This window comes from Streptomyces sulfonofaciens (genome assembly GCF_014656295.1).
Lineage (GTDB): Bacteria > Actinomycetota > Actinomycetes > Streptomycetales > Streptomycetaceae > Streptomyces > Streptomyces sulfonofaciens.
In genome coordinates, this window is sequence record NZ_BNCD01000006.1 from 340983 (window position 1) to 360279 (window position 19297).

The following is a 19297-nucleotide window of genomic DNA, read 5'->3' on the forward strand; positions in this document are numbered from 1 at the left end:
GCGACCGCCCGGGTGCCGGTGTGCGCGCCTTCGGTGCGCGCCGTCTGAGGACCGCCGCGCTCACCAGCCGGCGACCGCCAGTCCGTACATCGCCAGCCAGAGCACGCCGATCACCGCGAGGGCCCGGTCGTGCAGGACGACGTCCTCCGGCTCGCCCGCGGTGCCGCGGTCGGCGAAGACGGCGTACCGCAGGACGGCGAGGGTGAAGGCGACCATGGAAAGCTGGCGCCAGGGCAGCAGCCCGTGGCCGGGGCCGCCGTCCTCCAGGGCCCACAGGCAGTAGGCGAGCACCGCGACACCGGCCGCGAGCTGCCAGACGAACCGCAGGTAGCCGGTGGTGTACTCGGTCAGCAGCGCCCGTGTGGCACCCGCCCGGCCCGCCATCTGCACCGCCTCCGAGTACCGCTTGGCGGAGACCATGAAGAGCGCGCCGAACGCGGTGGTGATCAGGAACCAGCGGGACAGCGGGATGCCGAGCGCCAGTCCGCCGATCATCGTGCGCATCACGAAGCCGGTGGTGACGACGGTCAGGTCCACCACGAGCACGTGCTTGAGGCTGATGCAGTACGCGAGCTGCATGCAGAGGTACGCGGTCAGCACGGCCGCGACGAGCGGGGGGCAGAGCAGCGCCGCGGCGAGCGGTGCGGCCAGGGCGAGCAGGGTTCCGACGGCGTAGGCGACGGGCACGGGCACCCGGCCGGCGGCGACCGGGCGGCGGCACTTGACCGGGTGCGCGCGGTCGGCCGCGGCGTCCCGCGCGTCGTTGACCAGGTAGACCGCGGACGCGGCGGCGGTGAAGAGCGCGAAGACCACGGCGAGCCGGCCGAACGCGAACCCGGAGAAGAGGTCGCCGGCGGCCGCGGGGGCGGCCACCACCAGGACGTTCTTCACCCACTGGCGGGGACGGGCGGTCCTGAGCAGGCCGAGCAGCAGCCCGGCCAGGGCCCGCGGGGCCAGCCCGGCGAGGCGGCCGGCGGCCCGCCGCCCGCCGTCGCCCCCGTCCTCGGGCGCCAGTCCGCGGCCGGGCGGCCGGTCGCGGCCGAGCAGCGCGGCGGGTTCAGACATGACGGTGGCCTCTCGGGCGGGCGGCGGGCGGCCGCGGGGGCCGGGGGGCCGGGTGCGGGGCCGTGCCGGGCAGCGGACGGGTCATCCAGGAGGTGCCGAGGCGGGCCAGCAGACCGCCGAGCGCCGCGCCGGCCGCGACGTCGGAGGGGTAGTGGACGCCGACGACCAGCCGGGAGACGCACATGGCGGCGGCGAGCGGCGGCACGAGACGGGCGCCGCGGGCGCCCGCGGGGCGCAGCACCCCGTGGACGACGGCGGCCGCCGCCGCCGAGGTGGCGTGCGAACTGGGGAAGGAGTGCGTGCCCGCGGTCCGCACCAGGGGCCTGATCCAGGCCGGGCGCGGCCGGCGGACCAGCCGTTTCACGCCCATGCTGGCGAGGTGGGCACCGGCCGTCAGCGCGGTGCCGCGCAGCCAGGCGGCACGCCGCTCCCGGTCGGCGGCGGCCGCGGCGAGCCCCGCGGCGAGCCAGAGCGCGCCGTGCTCGCCGCTGAAGGAGAGGGTCCGGGCCGCGGCTGCCACCCTCGGTCGGCGGCCGCAGGCGTGCAGGGCGGTCAGCAGCCGGCGGTCCATCTCGCGCAGCCGGCCGGGCGGCGGCGCGCCGGGCGGCCGGCCTTTCGGATCGTGGTGCATGCGCTTCCTCGCGTGTGTCGCGTGGTGGACGTCCCGACTCTGCTACGCCCCCCGGAAGAAAGGACGATCCGATAGACCGACACCCCACTAATCCACCCAGTTCAGTGATGGAATTCGACAGACAACCACAGAATCGTTCAAACCGCCCGGACATCGACATACCGTCGCGTCCATGTCCTCCGACACCGCCGCCGGCACCCGTCCGCACCCTCACCGCCCGGCGCCCGCACCCGCCGCCGCGCCCGCGTCCGCGTCCGGCGGGGCCATGTCCGGCGGGGCCCGCCCGAGCGCGGCGGGCCCTGCGGGCACCGGCGGCCTCATGGCCCGGTCCGGTTCCACGGCGGGGGCCGCCGCGGGTCCGCCCCACGGTGCGGCCGAAGGCGCCCAGCGGGTCGCCGTCACCGGCTGGGGCCGCACCGCGCCCACCGCCGCCCGTCTCGTGCGCCCGGGCAGCTACGCGGAGGCGGTGGCCGCGGTCCGCGCCTGCGGCCGGGCGGGGGCGCGCGGCGGTATCCCCCGGGGGCTCGGCCGCGCCTACGGGGACGCCGCGCAGAACGCGGGCGGTGCGGTGCTCGACATGACGGCGCTGGACCGCATCCACGTCATCGACTCGGCGAACGGCCTGCTGCTCTGCGACGCGGGGGTCAGCCTGCACCGGCTGATGGAGGTGCTGCTGCCGCTCGGCTGGTTCGTACCGGTGACGCCCGGCACCCGACATGTGACGGTCGGCGGGGCGATCGGCGCGGACATCCACGGCAAGAACCACCACGGCGCCGGATCCTTCTCGCGCCACGTGGTCCGCCTGGAACTGCTGACCGCCGACGGTGAGGTGCGCACCGTGGAGCGCGGCACGCCGCTCTTCGACGCCACCACCGGCGGCATGGGCCTGACCGGTGCGATCCTCACCGCGACGGTGCGGCTGCTGCCGGTGCAGACCTCGCTGATGTGCGTGGACACCGAACGGACGGCCGACCTCGACGACCTGCTGGCCCGGCTCACCGCCACCGACCACCGCTACCGCTACTCGGTCGCCTGGATCGACCTCCTCGCACGGGGAGCGTCGCTGGGCCGTGCCGTCCTCACCCGCGGCGACCACGCACCGCTCGACGCGCTTCCCGCACGCGCCCGGCGCGCCCCCCTGTCCTTCCGCCCCGGCCGGCTGCCGAGCACCCCCGGCCTGCTGCCGGAGGGGCTGCTCAGCCGCCGCTCGGTGGGGCTCTTCAACACGTTCTGGTACCGCAGGGCGCCCAGGGCCATGACGGGCGAACTGCAGAAGCTGTCCGCGTTCTTCCACCCGCTGGACGGTCTGCCGCACTGGAACCGGATCTACGGGCGCAGCGGCTTCGTGCAGTACCAGTTCGTCGTGGGCCACGGGCAGGAGGAGACGCTGCGACGCGTGGTGCGGCGCGTCTCGGAGCGCCGCTGCCCCTCCTTCCTCGCCGTGCTCAAGCGCTTCGGGGACGCGGATCCCGGCTGGCTGTCCTTTCCCGCGCCCGGCTGGACCCTGGCGCTGGACGTCCCCGCGGGCCTGCCGGGTCTCGGCGCGTTCCTCGACGAACTGGACGAGGAGGTGGTGGGTGCGGGCGGACGGGTCTACCTCGCGAAGGACGCCCGGCTGCGCCCCGAGCTGCTCGCGGCGATGTACCCGCGCCTCGACGACTTCCGTGCGCTGCGCGCCGAGCTGGACCCGCGCGGTGTCTTCACCTCCGACCTCTCCCGCCGTCTCGCCCTCTAGCGGCTGACAGGAGCACGCCCTCATGAAGGACGCCTTCGGCATCCCGCAGTCCCTGCTCGTCCTCGGCGGCACCTCCGAGATCGCGCTGGCCACCGCCCGGCGGCTGATCGCCCGCCGTACCCGCACCGTCTGGCTGGCGGGCCGCCCCTCCCCCGCCCTGGAGGCCGCCGCACAGGAGCTGCGCGGCCGGGGCGCGGACGTCACGACCGTCGCCTTCGACGCGCTCGACTGCACGCGCCACGAGGAGGTGCTCGGCAAGGTGTTCGCGGCGGGCGGCCCCGGCGGTGACGTCGACATGGTGCTGCTCGCCTTCGGTGTGCTCGGCGACCAGGCGCACGACGAGAGCGATCCCCTCGCCGCGGTCCGGGTGGCGCAGACGAACTACACGGGCGCGGTCTCCGCGGGCCTGGTGTGCGCCAAGGCCCTCCAGGCGCAGGGCCACGGCTCGCTGGTGGTGCTGTCCTCGGTCGCCGGCGAGCGGGCCCGCCGCTCCAACTTCATCTACGGCTCCAGCAAGGCGGGCCTGGACGCCTTCGCCCAGGGCCTCGGGGACGCGCTGCACGGCACGGGCGTGCACGTGATGGTGGTGCGCCCCGGGTTCGTCCACTCCAGGATGACCGCGAACCGCGAACCCGCGCCCTTGGCCACCACGCCCGCGGCGGTCGCCGCGGCCATTGAGGCGGGGCTGCTGCGCCGCACGGAGACGGTCTGGGTGCCGGGCACCCTGCGTGTCCTGATGTCGGCGCTGCGCCATGTGCCGCGGCCGGTGTTCCGGCGGCTGCCGCTGTAGGGGCGCAGGGCCGGCGGCCGCCGCGGCGGGCCGGGGTGCCGGGGCCCGGGCCGGCCGGGCCCTCGGCTCGTGCGGCGGGCCGACCGGTCGTCAGCGAGCCGGCTGGGTGCCGCGGGCCGCCCGTGGCGACGCCTGCGGAGGGACCGTCGGCCCGCCGAAGGCGAACTCGCGCAGCTTGCGCCAGACGCCATCGGCGCCCTGCTCGTAGAGCGCGAATCCGGTGCAGGACCACTCGGCCTCGTACCGCGCCAGCTCCTCGAACGCGCGGTCCATGGCGGCGTCGTCGATGCCGTGCGCCACCGTGACGTGCGGGTGGTAGGGGAACTGGAGTTCGCGGGAGACGGGGCCCGCGGGGTCGCGGACCTGCGTCTGGAGCCGTGCGCAGGCGTCCGCTCCCTCGACGACCCGTACGAACACGACGGGTGACAGCGGCCGGAAGGTCCCCGTCCCCGACAGCCGCATCGGAAACGGCCGCCCCGCGTCCGCGACGCCCTCCAGGTGTGCCTCGATCGCGGGCAGCGCCGAGCCGTCGACCTCGGTGGGCGGAAGCAGGGTGACGTGGGTGGGGATGCCGGGGGCCGCGGCGTCACCGAAGCCCGCGCGCCGCTCCTGGAGCAGGCTGCCGTGTGGCTCCGGGACCGCGATCGACACACCGATCGTTACGGTCCCCACGTCGTACTCCCGTCGTGTCGTCGGACTGGGTGGACTGGGCGGACCCGACGGCCCGGCCGGGCCGCCCGGGCACGATCCCGCGCCGCGCGTCCTTCGGCTCCTTCGACTGTACGGCGGCACCGGTCAGTGCTTGGCGGGCAGGAAGCCCACCTTGTCGTACGCCTGCGCGAGCGTCTCCGCGGCGACCGCGCGCGCCTTCTCCGCGCCCTTGGCCAGGATCGAGTCCAGCGTCTCGGGGTCGTCCAGGTACTGCTGGGTGCGCTCCCTGAACGGCGTCACGAACGCGACCACGGCATCGGCGAGGTCGGTCTTGAGCGCCCCGTAGCCCTTGCCCTCGTAACTCCTCTCCAGCTCCTGGACGGTGGAGCCGGTCAGGGTCGAGTAGATGCCGAGGAGGTTGCTGACGCCGGGCTTCCCCTCGGCGTCGTACCTGATCACCGTGTCCGTGTCGGTGACCGCGCTCTTGATCTTCTTGGCGGTGGCCCTGGGCTCGTCCAGGAGGTTGATCAGGCCCTTGGGGGTGGACGCCGACTTGCTCATCTTGATCGTCGGGTCCTGGAGGTCGTAGATCCGCGCGGTCTCCTTGAGGATGTAGGCGGACGGCACGGTGAACGTCCTGCCGAAACGGCCGTTGAACCGCTCGGCGAGGTCGCGGGTGAGCTCCACGTGCTGGCGCTGGTCCTCGCCGACGGGCACCTGGTCGGCCTGGTAGAGGAGGATGTCCGCGACCTGGAGGACCGGGTAGGTGAACAGCCCGACCGTGGTGCGGTCCGTGCCCTGCTTGAGCGACTTGTCCTTGAACTGCGTCATCCGCCCGGCCTCGCCGAAACCCGTCAGGCAGTTCATCACCCAGGCGAGCTGCGCGTGCTCGGGTACGTGGCTCTGCACGAAGAGGGTGCAGCGCTCCGGGTCGAGCCCGGCCGCGAGCAGTTGGGCGGCGGCGAGCCGGGTGTTGGCGCGCAGCTCCGCCGGGTCCTGGGGGATCGTGATCGCGTGCAGGTCCACGACCATGTAGAACGCGTCGTGGGACTCCTGAAGGGCCACCCACTGACGCACGGCACCCAGGTAGTTGCCCAGGTGGAACGAGCCCGCGGTGGGCTGGATCCCGGAGAGCACACGGGGGCGCGAGCCGGACGCGGAGCCGTTCGGCTGGGGGTGGTCGTCAGGGGCGGGTGGGCGGTCAGTGGCCATGCCCATCATTCTCTCAGGTGCGTACGACCGCTGGGGAACCGATCTCCGACGATCGCGGGGCCCGCACGGCGGGGGCGCGGGCCGGTGCCCGGCGAGCACGGCGCGCGGGGCCCCGGGCGGGCCCGTTCGCCGCCGGGCGGGGACCGGTCGGGCGCGGGCCGGTGCGCCCGGGAGGGAAGGACGTGGGAGGACAACGGAGGACACGGGAGGGGACCGGGTGCTCGCCACCGGGCGGACCGCGGTGATCGCAGGCGCAGGCGCCGGTGAGCAGCGGGCCCGCCCGGAACGGGTGCGCGCCGTGGGGCCGCGGCAGCGCGCGGCCGCGGCCCTCGGCGAGGGTCCGGATCTTGAGGCCGTCGCACGGCGGGTCTGCGCGGGACCGTCCAGCGCCGGTCTCCCCGAAGGCGGGGCGGCGTTCCTGCCGTGGTCGCCGAGCGCCGTGGCCGGTGAGACGAGAAACACAGTCAGGACGGCGGTGCGCCACCGCTCGCGGCCGGTCCGGGGCGGTTCCCACGTCCCCACCGCGGCGCGGCAGGCGGGTGGCGGGCGCGGGCGGTACCGGTGCGTGCGGTACCGGTGCGTGCGGTACCGGTGCGTGCGGGGGCTGGGGGCCGGGAGCGGGGGCGGGTTCGGAGCCAGGAGCCGGGGTCGGGGTGGGGGCCGGACCCGGGACCACCCGGGGCCGCACCGGGCACGTGAAGTCCCGCCCCCACCGCGCCCTGCGGCACTGGGGCGGCATCTGGCCGAAAGGTCCAGGAAGCCGCGGGGAGCGGGCCGTCACGTCCTGGAGCGGGCGCGGGAACCGTCCCGGCCGTCCGGAACCGTCCGCGCCCGGCGAGGCCCGGTGAACCGACCGGGCGCACACCACCACGCACACCGCCTGCCCGCCTGACCGCCTACCTGCCGGGACGGCAGGCGGGCGGGCAGGCGGGCAGGGCTTGGTCCCGCACCGAGGGACCGGGCCCGCTCAGTCCACGGCGAGCCCGGGCGCCGGGAACGCCCGCATCAGCTCCGTCACCTCGGCCCTGATCTTCGCCAGCGCCTCCTCGTCCCCGGACCCCGCGGCCGCCACCCCGCGGTCGATCCACTCGGCGACCGCGGCCATGTGTCCCGTACCGAGGCCGCGCGAGGTGAGGGAGGGGGTGCCGATCCGGATCCCGGACGGGTCGAACGGCTTGCGCGGGTCGTACGGCACGGTGTTGTAGTTGACGACGATCCCCGCGCGGTCGAGCGCCTTCGCGGCCGCCTTGCCCGGCACGTCCTTGGGGGTGAGGTCCATCAGGATCAGGTGGTTGTCGGTGCCGCCGGAGACCAGGTCGAAGCCGCGGGCGAGCAGTTCCTCCGCGAGGGCCCGGGAGTTGGCGACCACGGCGTGGGCGTAGTCGCGGAAGGAGGGCTGGGCCGCCTCGTGGAGGGCGACGGCGATCGCGGCCGTGGTGTGGTTGTGGGGCCCGCCCTGGAGTCCGGGGAAGACCGCCTTGTCGATGGCCTTCGCATGCTCCTCGCGGGACATCAGCATCGCACCGCGCGGCCCGCGCAGCGTCTTGTGCGTGGTCGTGGAGACCACGTCGGCGTGCGGCGCCGGGGACGGGTGGGCGCCGCCCGCGACCAGCCCCGCGATGTGGGCGATGTCCGCGACCAGCACCGCACCGCACTCGCGGGCGATCTCGGCGAAGGCGGCGAAGTCGATGGTGCGGGGCAGGGCGGTGCCGCCGCAGAAGAGCAGCTTGGGCCGCTCGGCGAGGGCCAGCTCGCGCACCTGGTCGAAGTCGATGCGGCCGGTGTCGCGACGCACCCCGTACTGCACGCCCCTGAACCACTTCCCGGTGGCCGAGACGCCCCAGCCGTGGGTGAGGTGGCCGCCCATGGGCAGCGCCATGCCCATCACGGTGTCCCCGGGCTCGGCGAAGGCGAGGTAGACGGCGAGGTTGGCGGGCGAGCCGGAGTAGGGCTGCACGTTCGCGTGCTCGACTCCGAAGACGGCCCTGGCGCGGTCGGCGGCCAACCGCTCCAGGGGGTCGATGTTCTGCTGGCCCTCGTAGTAGCGGCGGCCGGGGTAGCCCTCGCTGTACTTGTTCTGCAGGACGGTGCCGGTGGCCTCCAGCACGGCCGCGGAGACGTAGTTCTCGCTGGGGATCATGCGCAGCGTGTCGGCCTGGAGCAGTTCCTCGGCCCCGACCAGCGCGGCGACGTCGGGGTCGGCCGCGGCGAGGGCGGGATGGGAGAGGGGAAGAGACACGGTGTCCTCCGGGGGCGAGCGGTCGTGATCCGGTCGTGGCCCGGCGTGCCCAGGCGGACGGCACACCGGGGTCGTGGTTCCGGGGTCCCGCAGGCCTCCCGGTCCGGCCGGGCAGGAGACGGCACCTCGAGGCCACAGCCCCTGCACGGCTCCCCCAGGGTCGCTTCCCTGTGCGCCAGTCGCCGTGCGTCGAGGACAGCCTAGCCAGCCGGCCGGAGGAATGTCCCGGACCGTCCGGCCGCGGACCTGCCGGGCCGCCGGCGACGGGGCGCCGCGATCACGGGCCGCGGCCGGCTCGGGAGCCCGTCCTGCGGGACCCGCCGGACGGGTGGGCCACATTCGTACGAAAGGTTTCTTTCTCTGCCGGGCGAGCGACGATAGGAATTGGGCCACGAACCCGCCTTCCGCCGTAAGAACGGAGTCCCCGTGACCGCTACCGACGCCTTCATCACCTCGGTCGAGGAGCACAGCGCGCACAACTACCATCCGTTGCCCGTCGTCGTGGCGTCAGCCGAGGGCGCGTGGATGACGGACATCGAGGGCCGCCGCTATCTGGACATGCTCGCCGGATACTCGGCGCTCAACTTCGGCCATGGCAACCGGCGCCTGATCAACGCCGCGAAGGCGCAGTTGGACCGGGTGACCCTGACGTCACGGGCCTTCCACCACGACCGGTACGCGGCCTTCTGCGCCGAGCTGGCCGAACTGTGCGGCATGGAGATGGTGCTGCCGATGAACACCGGTGCCGAGGCGGTGGAGACCGCCGTGAAGACGGCACGGAAGTGGGGCTACCGCGTCAAGGGCGTGCCCGCGGACACGGCGCGTGTGGTGGTCGCGGCCAACAACTTCCACGGCCGCACCACCACGATCATCAGCTTCTCCACCGACCCCGAGGCCCGGGAGGACCACGGCCCGTACACGCCGGGCTTCGACGTCGTGCCGTACGGCGACCTGGCCGCGCTGCGGGCCGCGGTCACCGACAGCACGGTCGCCGTGCTGCTGGAGCCCATCCAGGGCGAGGCGGGCGTGCTGATGCCGCCGGAGGGCTACCTCGCCGGGGTGCGGGAGCTGACCCGTGAGCGCAACGTGCTGTTCGTGGCCGACGAGATCCAGTCGGGCCTGGGGCGCACGGGACGCACGTTCGCGTGTGAGCACGAGGGCGTGGTGCCGGACATGTACATCCTCGGCAAGGCGCTGGGCGGGGGCGTGGTGCCGGTGTCCGCGGTGGTGTCGTCGCGCGCGGTGCTGGGGGTCCACCGCCCGGGGGAGCACGGTTCGACGTTCGGCGGCAACCCGCTGGCGTGCGCGGTGGCGCTGGAGGTGCTGGCGATGCTGCGCACCGGCGAGTACCAGCAGCGGGCGGCGGAGCTGGGCGACCACCTCCACCAGGAGCTGGGCCTGCTCGCCGGCGTGCCCGGCGGCCCGGTGCGGGAGGTGCGCGGCCGCGGCCTGTGGGCGGGCATCGACATCGATCCGGCCCGTGGCACCGGCCGTGAGATCTCCGAGCAGTTGCACGGGAAGGGCGTGCTGGTCAAGGACACCCACGGCTCGACCATCCGTCTCGCGCCTCCGCTGGTGATCAGCAAGGAGGACCTGGACTGGGGGCTCGAACAACTGCGGGAGGTGCTGGGCCGCTAGGCCCGGCCGCCCCTCTGCGCCCCGGCGCCCCGCGCCCGCACCCCGCGCACCGGTGCCCCGCCCCCGCACTCGCACCCCCGTGGCGCGGGGACGCGGGGACGCGAGAAGCCGGGGCGCGGGAAGCCGGGACGCGGGAAGCCGGAGCGCAGGCACCCGGGGCGCAGGAAGCCAGGGCGCGGGCACCCGGGGCGGCTGCCCGCCGCTCAGCCCGGCAGGACGTCGCAGAGCGCGTCCAGCGCTGCCTGCCAGGCGTGGTCCGGCGGGGTGCCGTAGCCCACCACCAGGGCGTCGCGGGGGCCGGGGACGGCGGCGGCGTCCGGGTGGCGGAAGTGGGCCAGTCCCTCCAGGGCCAGGCCCTGCCAGGTCGCCGCGCGCACCACGGAACGTTCGGTGCCGGGCGGCAGTTCGAGGACGGCGTGCAGGCCCGCGGCGATCCCGGTGACCCGGACGGCCGGCGCCCGCTCGGCGACCGCGGCGACCAACTGGTCACGCCGCCGCCGGTAGTGCAGGCGCACCGCCCGCACATGGCGGTCGTACGCGCCCGAGGCGATGAACTCCGCGAGGGTGAGCTGGTCGAGCACGCCGCAGGCCCAGTCGGAGGAGCCCTTGGCCGCCGCGACCTCGGCGGCCAGCGAGCCGGGCAGCACCGCCCAGCCCAGCCGGAGCCCGGGGGCCAGGGCCTTGCTCGCGGTGCCGAAGTAGACCACCCGGTCGGGATCGAGGCCCTGGAGCGCGCCCACCGGCTGGCGGTCGTAGCGGAACTCCCCGTCGTAGTCGTCCTCCAGGATCACCCCGCCGGTGCGCCGTGCCCAGTCGACCACCTCGGTCCGCCGGGCCGGGTCGAGCGGCGTGCCGGTGGGGAACTGGTGGGCGGCGGTCAGCAGCACCGCACCCGGCGCCGTGCCGCGGACCGGCGCCCCTGAGCCGCCCCCGTCGTCCCTCCCGCCCCCGGGCCGCGCCGTCCCGCCGGCGCCCGCTGCCCCGTGCGCCCCACCGCCCGCCGCACCCGCACCCGCACCCGCACCGGCACCGGCACCCGTATCCCGTTGCCCGAGGAGCGGCGCCACGACCGTCCCGCGCTCGTCCAGGGGCAGCGGCCGGGTCCCCAGGCCCGCTGCCGCGAGCAGGTTCCAGTGCAGGTCGAGGCCGTAGGACTCCACGGCCACCGCGTCGACGCCACGCCGGCCCAGGACGGCGGCGAGGAGGGAGAGGCCGTGGGAGAAGCCGGAGCAGATCAGGATCCGGTCGGGGTCCGTGCGGACGCCCCGCGCGCGTGCCAGATAGGCGGCGAGAGCCGTGCGCAGCTCGACGCGGCCGCGTGGATCGCCGTAGCCCAGGGCGTCGCGCGGGGCGGCCATCAGTGCGCGGCGCGCGGCCTTCAGCCAGCCGCTGCGTGGGAAGGACCCCAGGTCCGGGGTGCCGGGCATCAGGTCGTGGCGGGGGCTGCCGGCCGGCCGGCGGCGGGGTGCGGGGGCCGGTGCGCCCGGCTGGCTGCGGGGTGCGACACGGGTTCCCGAGCCCTGCCGTGCGGTCAGCCAGCCCTCGGCGACCAGGTCCCCGTACGCCTCCGCGACGGTGTTGCGGGCGATGCCCAGGTCGGCGGCGAGGGCCCGGGAGGCGGGAAGGCGGGTGCCCGGGGCGAGGCGGCCGCTGCGCACGGCCTCCCGCAGGGCGTCCGTCAGCCCCCTGCGCACCCCGGGCCCGGCGGGTTCGAGGTGCAGGTCCACTCCCAGATTGGCCCAGGATTCTGTCATGCAAATGGACCATACTCCTGGGCTACTGGGCCCATAGGGTCGAAGCATGACGACGAACGGAACAGACCCGGCGCCCACCGCGGCGGCCGCGCCGCACCCGGGCGGCACCGCGTACCACCCGGAGCACACGCCCCGGCTGGAGTGGGCCAAGCTCGCGCCCGAGGTCTACCGGGCGATGGCCCGGCTGGACGCCGCAGCACGCAAGGGCCTGGACCCGGTGCTGCTCGAACTGGTGAAGATCCGCGCCTCGCAGCTCAACCACTGCGCCTTCTGCCTCGACATGCACACCAAGGACGCGTTGGCCGCGGGCGAGTCGGCCGAGCGCATCATCCAGTTGAGCGCCTGGGAGGAGTCGCGGCACTTCTACACCCCCAAGGAACTCGCCGCGCTGGAGCTGACCGAGGCGGTCACCGTCCTCACGGAGGGCTTCGTGCCCGACGGGGTCTACGAGAACGCCGCGAAGCACTTCGAGGAGCAGGAGCTGGCCCAGTTGATCGCCGCGATCACGGTGATCAACGCCTGGAACCGGTTCGGGGTGGCCTGCCGGGCGGTGCCGGGCCACTACCGTCCGGGCCAGCACGCGTGAGCGTCCGCACCACGCACCTGGACGCCGAGGTCCGCGCCGCCATGCCGGCGCTGGGCGCCGCCGCGAAGAAGGGACTCGGCGATCCCGCGCTCGCCGAACCGGTCCAGATCCGCGCCTCGCAGCTCAACCAGTGCGCCTACTGCCTCGACATGCACCTGCCGATCGCCCGCGGACAGGACGTGCCGGAGCGGCGGCTCGACCTGCTGAGTGCCTGGGAGGAGGCCGGGGACGCCTACACCGAGCGCGAGCGGGCCGCGCTCGCGCTCACCGAGGCGCTCACCGTGCCGACCGGGGGCACCGGCCCGGCGGCGTCCGGCGGGCGGTTCGTGCCGGACGACGTGTACCGGGCGGCAGCCGAGCACTTCGACGGCATCCGTCTCGCCCACCTCATCGCTCTGATCACCGCCGTCAACGGCTGGAACCGGTTGATGGTCACCCGCCGCATCCCGCCGGGGAGCACCGAGTGGTGAGCGCGGTGGAGGCGTTCCGGGCGCTGCACCACGGGCGCCTGCCGGACGATCCGCTGGTGCTGCCGGGGCCGTGGGACGCGGCCGGTGCACGGGTGTTCGCGGACGCCGGGTTCCCCGCGCTCGCGACGCCCAGCGCGGGGATCGCCGCGGCCCTCGGCCACGCGGACGGGGCGACGCCGGCCGACGAGATGTTCGCGGCGGTCGCCCGGATCGTCCGGGCGGTCGACGTCCCGGTGTCGGCGGACATCGAGTCGGGGTACGGACTCCCGCCGAAGGAGCTGGTGGAGCGGCTCCTGGAGACGGGCGCCGTCGGCTGCAACCTGGAGGACTCCCGCGAGGGGGTGCTGCGGGACCCGCGGCAGCATGCCGACTGGCTCGCCGAGGTGCGGGCCGCCGCCGGCGACCGGGTGTTCGTCAACGCGCGCGTGGACACGTTCCTGCGCGGCGAGGGCGGTCCGCAGGAGGCGGTCGAGCGGGCGATCGAGCGCGCGGCTCTGTATGTGGCGGCGGGCGCCGACTGTGTCTACCCGATCGGCGCTCCGCCCGCCGCGCTGCCCGCCCTGCGGGCGGGGATCGAGGGGCCCGTCAACGCGCTCGCCCGGCTCGGCGAGCAGGATCCGGCCGATCTGGGCCGGCTCGGTGCCACCCGTGTCACGTTCGGCCCCGGCTGGCAGCGCCGCGCCACGGCCCTGCTGGCCGCGGACGTCGCGGCGCACGGCGCCCCCTGAGGGGCGCGGTGGACGGCACGGGCAAACCGTCCACCGCCCGGCCCCCACGCGGCGGGAACGCCCCCTGGGGGCCGGGGACGGCGAGTCCCGTCGGGAGAGCCACCGCCTCCCTCAGGAAAGCCACCGCTTCCAGACGGACCGGTGGCCGTCCACCCACTTCTTCGCCGCCTCGTCCGGCGACATCTTCTGGTCGGCGATCATCAGGGAGACCTCGTTCTGGTCCTCGGTGGTCCAGTGGAACTTCCTCAGCAGCCCGGCCGCCCTGCCGCCGTCCCGGGCGAAGCCGGCGTTGAGGTACTTCTGCAGCGGCGTCCTCGGATAGGCGCAGGTGATTCTGGCGGTGTCGGCGTCGCAGCCCTCCTTGTAGGGCGGCAGCTTCACCTCGGTCATCGGGACCTTCCTGAAGAGCCACTGCGGCTGGTACCAGTAGGTCAGATACGGCTTGTGCTGCTTGGCGAACTGCTTCATCTGGGTGATCTGGGCCGCCTCGGAGCCGGCGAACACCACCTGGTAGTCCAGTTTCAGGTTCGCCACCAGCGCCTTGTCGTTGGTGACGTACGACGGCGAGCCGTCCATCAACTGGCCCTTGCCGCCGCTCTCCGGGGTGCGCAGCATCTTCGCGTAGCGGTTGAGGTTCTTCCAGTCGGTGACGTCGGGGTGCTCCCTGGCGAAGTACGTGGGGACGAACCAGCCGATGTGCCCGGTGACGCCGAGGCCGCCGGCCCTGACGATGGTCTTCTTGTCCTCGACGTACCGCTTCTCCTGGTCGGGGTGGCCCCAGTCCTCCAGGATCGCGTCGACCCGGCCCTGGCTGAGCGCGTCCCAGGCGGGCACCTCGTCGACCTGTACGGTGTCGACGCGGTAGTCGAGCTCGTGCTCCAGCAGGTACGTCGCCACGGCGACGTTGGCCTGCGCGCCGACCCAGGACTGCACGGACAGGGTCACCGTCCTGGCGCCCCTGGCGCCCGCGAACGGCGAGCTCTGCTTGGTCATGTCCGCGGCGCCGCAGCCCGCGAGCGCCACCAGGGCGACCGCGGTGAGCCCCGCCGTCACCGCCCTGGCACCGGACCTGAACGGCCTTGGCATCTCAGGCTCCCTTCCCTGCGCGGCGCTCGGTCGGCTGGGTGACCCGGTCGAGCATCAGCCCCAGGCAGACGATGGCGGCGCCCGCGACCAGGCCGGTCGCCAGGTCGCCCTGGGCAAGGCCGAAGACGACGTCGTAGCCGAGCGCGCCACCGCCGACCAGGCCGCCGATGATGACGACGGCGAGTACCAGCACCACGCCCTGGTTGACGGCGAGCAGCAGCGCGGGGCGGGCCAGCGGCAGTTGCACCTGGCGCAGTTGCTGCCCACCGGTGGCGCCGAGCGAGCGCGCCGCCTCCAGCGCGGCCGCGTCCACGGTCCGTACGCCCTGCGTGGTGATGCGGACGACGGCGGGCAGCGCGTAGACCACGGCGGCGGCGACGGCGGGCGCGCGGCCGACGCCGAAGAGCGCCACCACCGGGATCAGGTAGACGAACTGCGGCATGGTCTGGAGCACGTCGAGCACGGGCCTGAACCAGCGTTCGAGCCGGGTGCTGCGGGCCGCCGCGACACCGGCGGCGAAGCCGAGCACCAGGGTGACCGCGACGGCCGCGAGCACCTGCGAGAGCGTGTCGAGCGACGGCTTCCACACCCCGAGCACCCCGATCGCGGCCATCGCCAGGACCGCGGTGAGCGCGGTCCGCCAGGTGCCGATCAGCCAGGACAGCGCGGCGACGATCAGCAGCACGGCCCACCAGGGCAGCCACTGGAGTCCGGAGCGCACGGGATCGAGCACCCAGGTGGTGAAGTGGCCCGCCCAGTCGGCGGTGCCGCCGACGTACGGGACGCCGGTGTAGAGGTGGCCGGTCATCCAGTCGACGGCGCGGTTGACGGGTTCCGCGATGTCCACCTCCCAGGACCCCGGCCAGTCGAGGCGGCCCGCAAGACGCGCCGCGAGGGCGGCGGCGACGGTGAGCACGGCGACCAGCAGCCAGCCGGCCCAGCCCCGCAGCGGCCCGCGCGGGACGTCCCGGCCGGCGCCGAGCCTCTCCCCCGCGGCCCCGGTCGTGCGGTCGAGCACCACGGCGAGCAGCACGATCGGAATGCCGGCGGCGAGCGCCGCACCGACGTCGACGGAGGCCAGGGCCTGGTAGACCCGGTCGCCGAGGCCGCCTGCGCCGATCACGGAGGCGATCACGGCCATCGACAGGGCCATCATGATCGCCTGGTTGACGCCCAGCATCAGCTCGCCCAGGGCCAGCGGCAGCCGGGCGGTGAACAGCCGCTGCCGCGCGGTGGCGCCGAGCGAGGCGACCGCCTCCATCACGCCCTGGTCGGCGTCGCGCAGCCCGAGCGCGGTGAGCCGGGCCATCGGCGGCGCGGCGTAGACCACGGTGGCGAGCACCGCGGCGGGCACGCCGATGCCGAAGACCAGCACCACGGGCAGCAGGTAGGCGAAAGCGGGCAGCACCTGCATGGTGTCCAGGACGGGCCGCAGCACCCGGTGGGTGCGCTCCGAGAGGCCCGCGGCGAGCCCCAGCAGCCCCCCGACCAGCACCGAGGCGAGCACGGCGACCACCATGAGGGCCAGGGTCTGCATGGTGGGCACCCACATGCCCAGCAGCCCGCACACCAGGAACGCGGCGGCCGCGGTGAGCGCGAGGCGCAGGCCCGCCAGACGCCAGGCGACCAGCCCGGCCGCGGCCGTCACACCGGCCCAACCCGCGGCGAGCAGCACCAGGTAGACGGCGCGTACGCCGACCACGATCGCGTTGGAGACGTAGCCGAAGAAGTACAGGAACAGCGGATGGCTGTCGCGGTTGTCGATGATCCAGTCGCTGGCCCTGCCGAGCGGCCCCGAAAGGTCGACGGTCAGCGCCCCGGGCCAGGCGCCGCCGGGCCAGTGCGCCTCGGCCAGCGGCACGAGCACGGCCGCGAGCACCGCGAGCGCCAGCAGCTTGGCCGCGGCACGGCGCCGCCCGGTGGCGCGCAGCGGCGCGAGGGTACCCGCGACCGGGGCCTGGGCGGTGGCGGCGGCCATCTCAGGCCACCTCCCGGCGGGTGTGCGCCGGGTGGCCGTTGCCCGCGATGACCTCCAGCAGCCGTTCGTGGTCGACCACGCCGAGGCAGCGCCCGTCCTCCATGACGCGGACCGGGAATCCGGTGCGGGCCACCGCCTCGATGGCCTCGGAGACCGTCGCCCCGGGCGCGACGGACGGGCCGCGGCCGGTCTCGTCGGCGTCCGGGGGGCGCATCGCGCTGCGCACGGTCAGCACCTGCTCGCGCGGCACGTCACGGACGAAGTCCCGTACGTAGTCGTCCGCGGGTGAGCCGACGATCTCCTCGGGGGTGCCGAGCTGCACGATGCGGCCGTCGCGCATCAGCGCGATCCGGTCGCCGAGCCGCAGCGCCTCGCTGAGGTCGTGCGTGATGAAGACCATGGTGCGGCCCTCCTCGCGGTGCAGCCGGACGACCTCCTCCTGCATGTCGCGCCTGATCAGCGGATCGAGCGCGCTGAACGGCTCGTCGAAGAGCAGCACTTCGGGGTCGACGGCGAGGGCGCGGGCCAGCCCCACGCGCTGCTGCTGCCCGCCGGAGAGCTGGCCGGGGCGCCGCTGCTCCATGCCGTCGAGGCCGACCTTGGCGACCACCTCGGCGGCCCGGGCGCGGCGCCGGGAGCGCGGCACGCCCTGGATCTCCAGACCGTAGGCGACGTTGTCGAGGACGGAGCGGTGCGGCAGCAGCCCGAAGTGCTGGAACACCATGGCGGCGCGGTGCCTGCGCAGTTCGCGCAACCGGGCCCGGTCCATGGCGCGGACGTTCTCGCCGTCGATCGCGATCGCTCCCGCGGTCGGCTCGACCAACCGGGTCAGGCAGCGTACGAGGGTGGACTTGCCGGAGCCGGACAGGCCCATCACGACGAAGACCTCGCCCTTGCGCACGCTGAAGGACACCTCGCGCACCGCGGCGGTGCAGCCGGTGCGGGCACGCAGCTCGGCCGGGGCGAGCGCGGCCAGCCCGGGGTCGGCGGGCACCTGGTGCGACTTGGGTCCGAAGACCTTCCACAGTCCGTCCACGGCGAAGACGGGCGGCGCGGGGTCGTGGGGCGCCCGGCCGCCGTGGATCGGCGGGCGTTCGGCGGGAGAGGGACCGAAGGACTCCGGGGCGGAGGGCACGGACATCAGCGCTCCCCCCTCAGCAGTTCGGCACAGCGTTCACCGGTCATCAGCACCCCGATCATCGGGTTGACGGCGGGCAGGGTCGGGAAGACGGAGGCGTCCGCGATGCGGATCCCGTCGAGGCCGCGGATCCGCAAGTGCGGGTCGACGACGGCCCGGTCGTCGTCGGCCGCGCCCATCCGGCAGGTCCCCGCCGGGTGGTAGACGGTGTGCGCGACCCGTCGTGCGTACTCGCTCAGCTCCTCGTCACCGGTGACCTCGGGCCCCGGGCACACCTCGCGCGCCAGCCAGCCGGCGAGCGGCTCGGTGCGGGCGATCTGCCGTGCGATGCGGATGCCGTCGACGAGGGTGCGGGCGTCGTGGTCGTCCTCGTCGGTGAAGTACCGGAAGTCCAGGGCGGGTTTGACCGACGGGTCGGCGCTGGTGAGGTAGAGCCGCCCGCGGCTTCTGGCCTTGGGGACGTTGGGGGTCATCGACACGCCGTGCTCGGGGCGCCGGTAGCCCAGCCGCTCGGGGTTGTCGGTGAACGGGATCTGGTAGAAGTGGAACATCAGGTCGGGGCCGGGCCGCGCGGGGTCGCGCCGTACGAACAGGCCCGCGTCGCTGTCCATGGCCGAGTTGTCCGGGATCGGCCCCTCGGTCTCCCAGACGATCACCGACTCGGGGTGGTCCTGGAGGTTCTCACCGACGCCCGGCAGATCGTGCACCACCGGTATGCCGAGCGCCGCCAGGTCCCCGGCGGGACCGATGCCGGAGTGCAGCAGCAGCCGGGGCGAGTCCACCGCGCCCGCGCACAGCAGCACCTCGCGGCGCGCCGTGACCAGTTCCTCCCTGCCGTCCGCGGTGCGCACCCGCACTCCGGTGGCCCGGGTGCCGTCGAGCTCGATGCGGTACGCCCAGGTCTCAAGCATCAGGTGGAGGTTCGGGCGGTCGAGGAACGGGTGCAGGTAGGCGACGGAGGCGCTGGAGCGCTTGTTGTCCTCGGGGTGGTAGGCCAGGTCGAAGAACCCGACGCCCTCGGTGAAGGGCCTGCTGTTGAAACCCTCCACCCTCGGCACGCCCACGGCGGCCTCGGCCGCGCTGACGAAGTCGCGGGCGATGGCGTTGCGGTCCTTCTCGTGGACGGGGACGACGTTGTTCAGCAATCGCGCGTAGTACGCCTCCATCTGCACGGCGCCCCACCCCGCGGCGCCCGCGGCCTCCCACTCGTCCCAGTCGGAGGGCAGCGGCTTGAAGGCGATGAGGGTGTTGTGGGAGGAGCAGCCGCCGAGCACCCGGGCGCGGCTGTGCCGGATGTGGGAGTTGCCGCGCGGCTGCTCGGTGGTCGGGTAGTCGTAGTCGAGGTCGCCGCCAAGCAGGCCCATCCAGCGGCGCAGGGTCAGCACCTCGGGCCTGTCGACGTCGCTGGGGCCGCCCTCGATGACGGCCACCCGGGTGTCGGGGTGCTCGGTGAGACGGGAGGCGATCACGGATCCGGCCGTGCCGCCGCCGATCACGACGTAGTCGTACTCGGGCATGGTCAGTTGCTCCTCTGCCGTGCGTGCCGCAGCACGTCTGCGGGGGGCGTGGGGGGATCGGCACGGGGGACGCACGACG

The 19297-nt window shown here is 74.6% G+C and carries 16 protein-coding genes; 6 read left to right on the top strand and 10 right to left on the bottom strand.

Features of this window, described 5'->3' with window-relative positions:
- Nucleotides 1–60 precede the first annotated feature (60 nt).
- Nucleotides 61–1065 (bottom strand): decaprenyl-phosphate phosphoribosyltransferase, encoded by a 1005-nt coding sequence (locus IE313_RS13190; protein ID WP_189931511.1) that lies wholly within the window; start codon nt 1063–1065, stop codon nt 61–63.
- A complete protein-coding gene (locus IE313_RS13195) occupies nt 1058–1696 on the bottom strand; it encodes a phosphatase PAP2 family protein (protein ID WP_189931513.1) in 639 nt (212 codons plus the stop codon). Before IE313_RS13195 ends, IE313_RS13190 begins: the two co-directional genes overlap by 8 nt.
- 319 nt (nt 1697–2015) lie before the next feature.
- Between IE313_RS13195 and dprE1 the strand changes: the two genes are divergently transcribed.
- Both dprE1 and dprE2 read left to right on the top strand, forming a co-directional pair.
- A complete protein-coding gene (gene dprE1 / locus IE313_RS13200; protein ID WP_189931641.1) occupies nt 2016–3431 on the top strand; it encodes a decaprenylphosphoryl-beta-D-ribose oxidase in 1416 nt (471 codons plus the stop codon).
- Nucleotides 3432–3453: 22 nt separating this feature from the next.
- Nucleotides 3454–4221 (top strand): decaprenylphospho-beta-D-erythro-pentofuranosid-2-ulose 2-reductase, encoded by a 768-nt coding sequence (gene dprE2 / locus IE313_RS13205; RefSeq protein WP_189931516.1) that lies wholly within the window; start codon nt 3454–3456, stop codon nt 4219–4221.
- A gap of 90 nt (nt 4222–4311) precedes the next feature.
- Here the strand turns inward: dprE2 and IE313_RS13210 are convergent, their stop codons facing one another.
- The 3 genes from IE313_RS13210 to glyA form a co-directional block, all read right to left on the bottom strand.
- Entirely contained in the window at nt 4312–4893 is a 582-nt protein-coding gene (locus tag IE313_RS13210; protein ID WP_189931518.1) for a 2'-5' RNA ligase family protein, read from the bottom strand.
- A gap of 123 nt (nt 4894–5016) precedes the next feature.
- Entirely contained in the window at nt 5017–6009 is a 993-nt protein-coding gene (gene trpS, locus IE313_RS13215) for a tryptophan--tRNA ligase (protein WP_229924615.1), read from the bottom strand.
- Between the two features lie 1042 nt (nt 6010–7051).
- On the bottom strand, nt 7052–8323 hold the full coding sequence (gene glyA, locus IE313_RS13220; protein WP_189931522.1) for a serine hydroxymethyltransferase: 1272 nt from the start codon (nt 8321–8323) through the stop codon (nt 7052–7054).
- Between the two features lie 426 nt (nt 8324–8749).
- Here glyA and rocD point away from each other — a divergent pair, with 426 nt between their 5' ends.
- Nucleotides 8750–9961 carry an ornithine--oxo-acid transaminase gene (gene rocD / locus IE313_RS13225; RefSeq protein ID WP_189931524.1) on the top strand — a complete coding sequence of 404 codons (1212 nt, stop codon included), beginning with the start codon at nt 8750–8752 and terminating at the stop codon, nt 9959–9961.
- A gap of 203 nt (nt 9962–10164) precedes the next feature.
- On the opposite strand, the gene IE313_RS35165 is transcribed toward rocD, so the two are convergent.
- The gene (locus IE313_RS35165; protein ID WP_229924595.1) at nt 10165–11715 is read right to left on the bottom strand and encodes an aminotransferase-like domain-containing protein; all 1551 of its coding nucleotides are present in this window, start codon (nt 11713–11715) and stop codon (nt 10165–10167) included.
- Between the two features lie 46 nt (nt 11716–11761).
- Between IE313_RS35165 and IE313_RS13240 the strand changes: the two genes are divergently transcribed.
- From IE313_RS13240 to IE313_RS13250, 3 genes are read left to right on the top strand one after another with little or no spacing between them, the layout of a single operon-like run.
- Nucleotides 11762–12301, top strand: coding sequence for a carboxymuconolactone decarboxylase family protein (locus IE313_RS13240; RefSeq protein ID WP_189931526.1), 540 nt, complete (start codon nt 11762–11764; stop codon nt 12299–12301).
- Nucleotides 12298–12771 (top strand): carboxymuconolactone decarboxylase family protein, encoded by a 474-nt coding sequence (locus IE313_RS13245; protein ID WP_189931528.1) that lies wholly within the window; start codon nt 12298–12300, stop codon nt 12769–12771. Before IE313_RS13240 ends, IE313_RS13245 begins: the two co-directional genes overlap by 4 nt.
- Nucleotides 12768–13499: an isocitrate lyase/PEP mutase family protein gene (locus tag IE313_RS13250; protein ID WP_189931645.1), complete on the top strand. Its 732-nt coding sequence runs from the start codon at nt 12768–12770 to the stop codon at nt 13497–13499. The genes IE313_RS13245 and IE313_RS13250 overlap by 4 nt, the downstream gene beginning before the upstream one ends.
- A 111-nt stretch (nt 13500–13610) precedes the next feature.
- On the opposite strand, the gene IE313_RS13255 is transcribed toward IE313_RS13250, so the two are convergent.
- Genes IE313_RS13255 through IE313_RS13270 form a run of 4 tightly spaced genes read right to left on the bottom strand, consistent with a single transcriptional unit; the run spans nt 13611 to nt 19218 of the window.
- Nucleotides 13611–14585 carry an ABC transporter substrate-binding protein gene (locus IE313_RS13255; protein WP_189931530.1) on the bottom strand — a complete coding sequence of 325 codons (975 nt, stop codon included), beginning with the start codon at nt 14583–14585 and terminating at the stop codon, nt 13611–13613.
- A 1-nt stretch (nt 14586) separates the two neighbouring features.
- Nucleotides 14587–16563 (bottom strand): ABC transporter permease, encoded by a 1977-nt coding sequence (locus IE313_RS13260; protein WP_189931531.1) that lies wholly within the window; start codon nt 16561–16563, stop codon nt 14587–14589.
- 1 nt (nt 16564) lies between these two features.
- Entirely contained in the window at nt 16565–17704 is a 1140-nt protein-coding gene (locus tag IE313_RS13265; RefSeq protein WP_189931533.1) for a quaternary amine ABC transporter ATP-binding protein, read from the bottom strand.
- Nucleotides 17704–19218 carry a GMC family oxidoreductase gene (locus IE313_RS13270; protein WP_189931535.1) on the bottom strand — a complete coding sequence of 505 codons (1515 nt, stop codon included), beginning with the start codon at nt 19216–19218 and terminating at the stop codon, nt 17704–17706. The genes IE313_RS13265 and IE313_RS13270 overlap by 1 nt, the downstream gene beginning before the upstream one ends.
- Nucleotides 19219–19297: the final 79 nt, after the last annotated feature.

What these genes read in the sequence shown, in the direction of transcription:
- IE313_RS13255 (WP_189931530.1), bottom strand. Translation starts at nt 14,585, where the DNA reads ATGCCAAGGCCGTTCAGGTCCGGTGCCAGGGCGGTGACGGCGGGGCTC.
- IE313_RS35165 (WP_229924595.1), bottom strand. Translation starts at nt 11,715, where the DNA reads ATGACAGAATCCTGGGCCAATCTGGGAGTGGACCTGCACCTCGAACCC.
- IE313_RS13195 (WP_189931513.1), bottom strand. Translation starts at nt 1,696, where the DNA reads ATGCACCACGATCCGAAAGGCCGGCCGCCCGGCGCGCCGCCGCCCGGC.
- IE313_RS13265 (WP_189931533.1), bottom strand. Translation starts at nt 17,704, where the DNA reads ATGTCCGTGCCCTCCGCCCCGGAGTCCTTCGGTCCCTCTCCCGCCGAA.
- IE313_RS13190 (WP_189931511.1), bottom strand. Translation starts at nt 1,065, where the DNA reads ATGTCTGAACCCGCCGCGCTGCTCGGCCGCGACCGGCCGCCCGGCCGC.
- dprE2 (WP_189931516.1), top strand. Translation starts at nt 3,454, where the DNA reads ATGAAGGACGCCTTCGGCATCCCGCAGTCCCTGCTCGTCCTCGGCGGC.
- IE313_RS13240 (WP_189931526.1), top strand. Translation starts at nt 11,762, where the DNA reads ATGACGACGAACGGAACAGACCCGGCGCCCACCGCGGCGGCCGCGCCG.
- IE313_RS13260 (WP_189931531.1), bottom strand. Translation starts at nt 16,563, where the DNA reads ATGGCCGCCGCCACCGCCCAGGCCCCGGTCGCGGGTACCCTCGCGCCG.
- IE313_RS13270 (WP_189931535.1), bottom strand. Translation starts at nt 19,218, where the DNA reads ATGCCCGAGTACGACTACGTCGTGATCGGCGGCGGCACGGCCGGATCC.
- dprE1 (WP_189931641.1), top strand. Translation starts at nt 2,016, where the DNA reads ATGGCCCGGTCCGGTTCCACGGCGGGGGCCGCCGCGGGTCCGCCCCAC.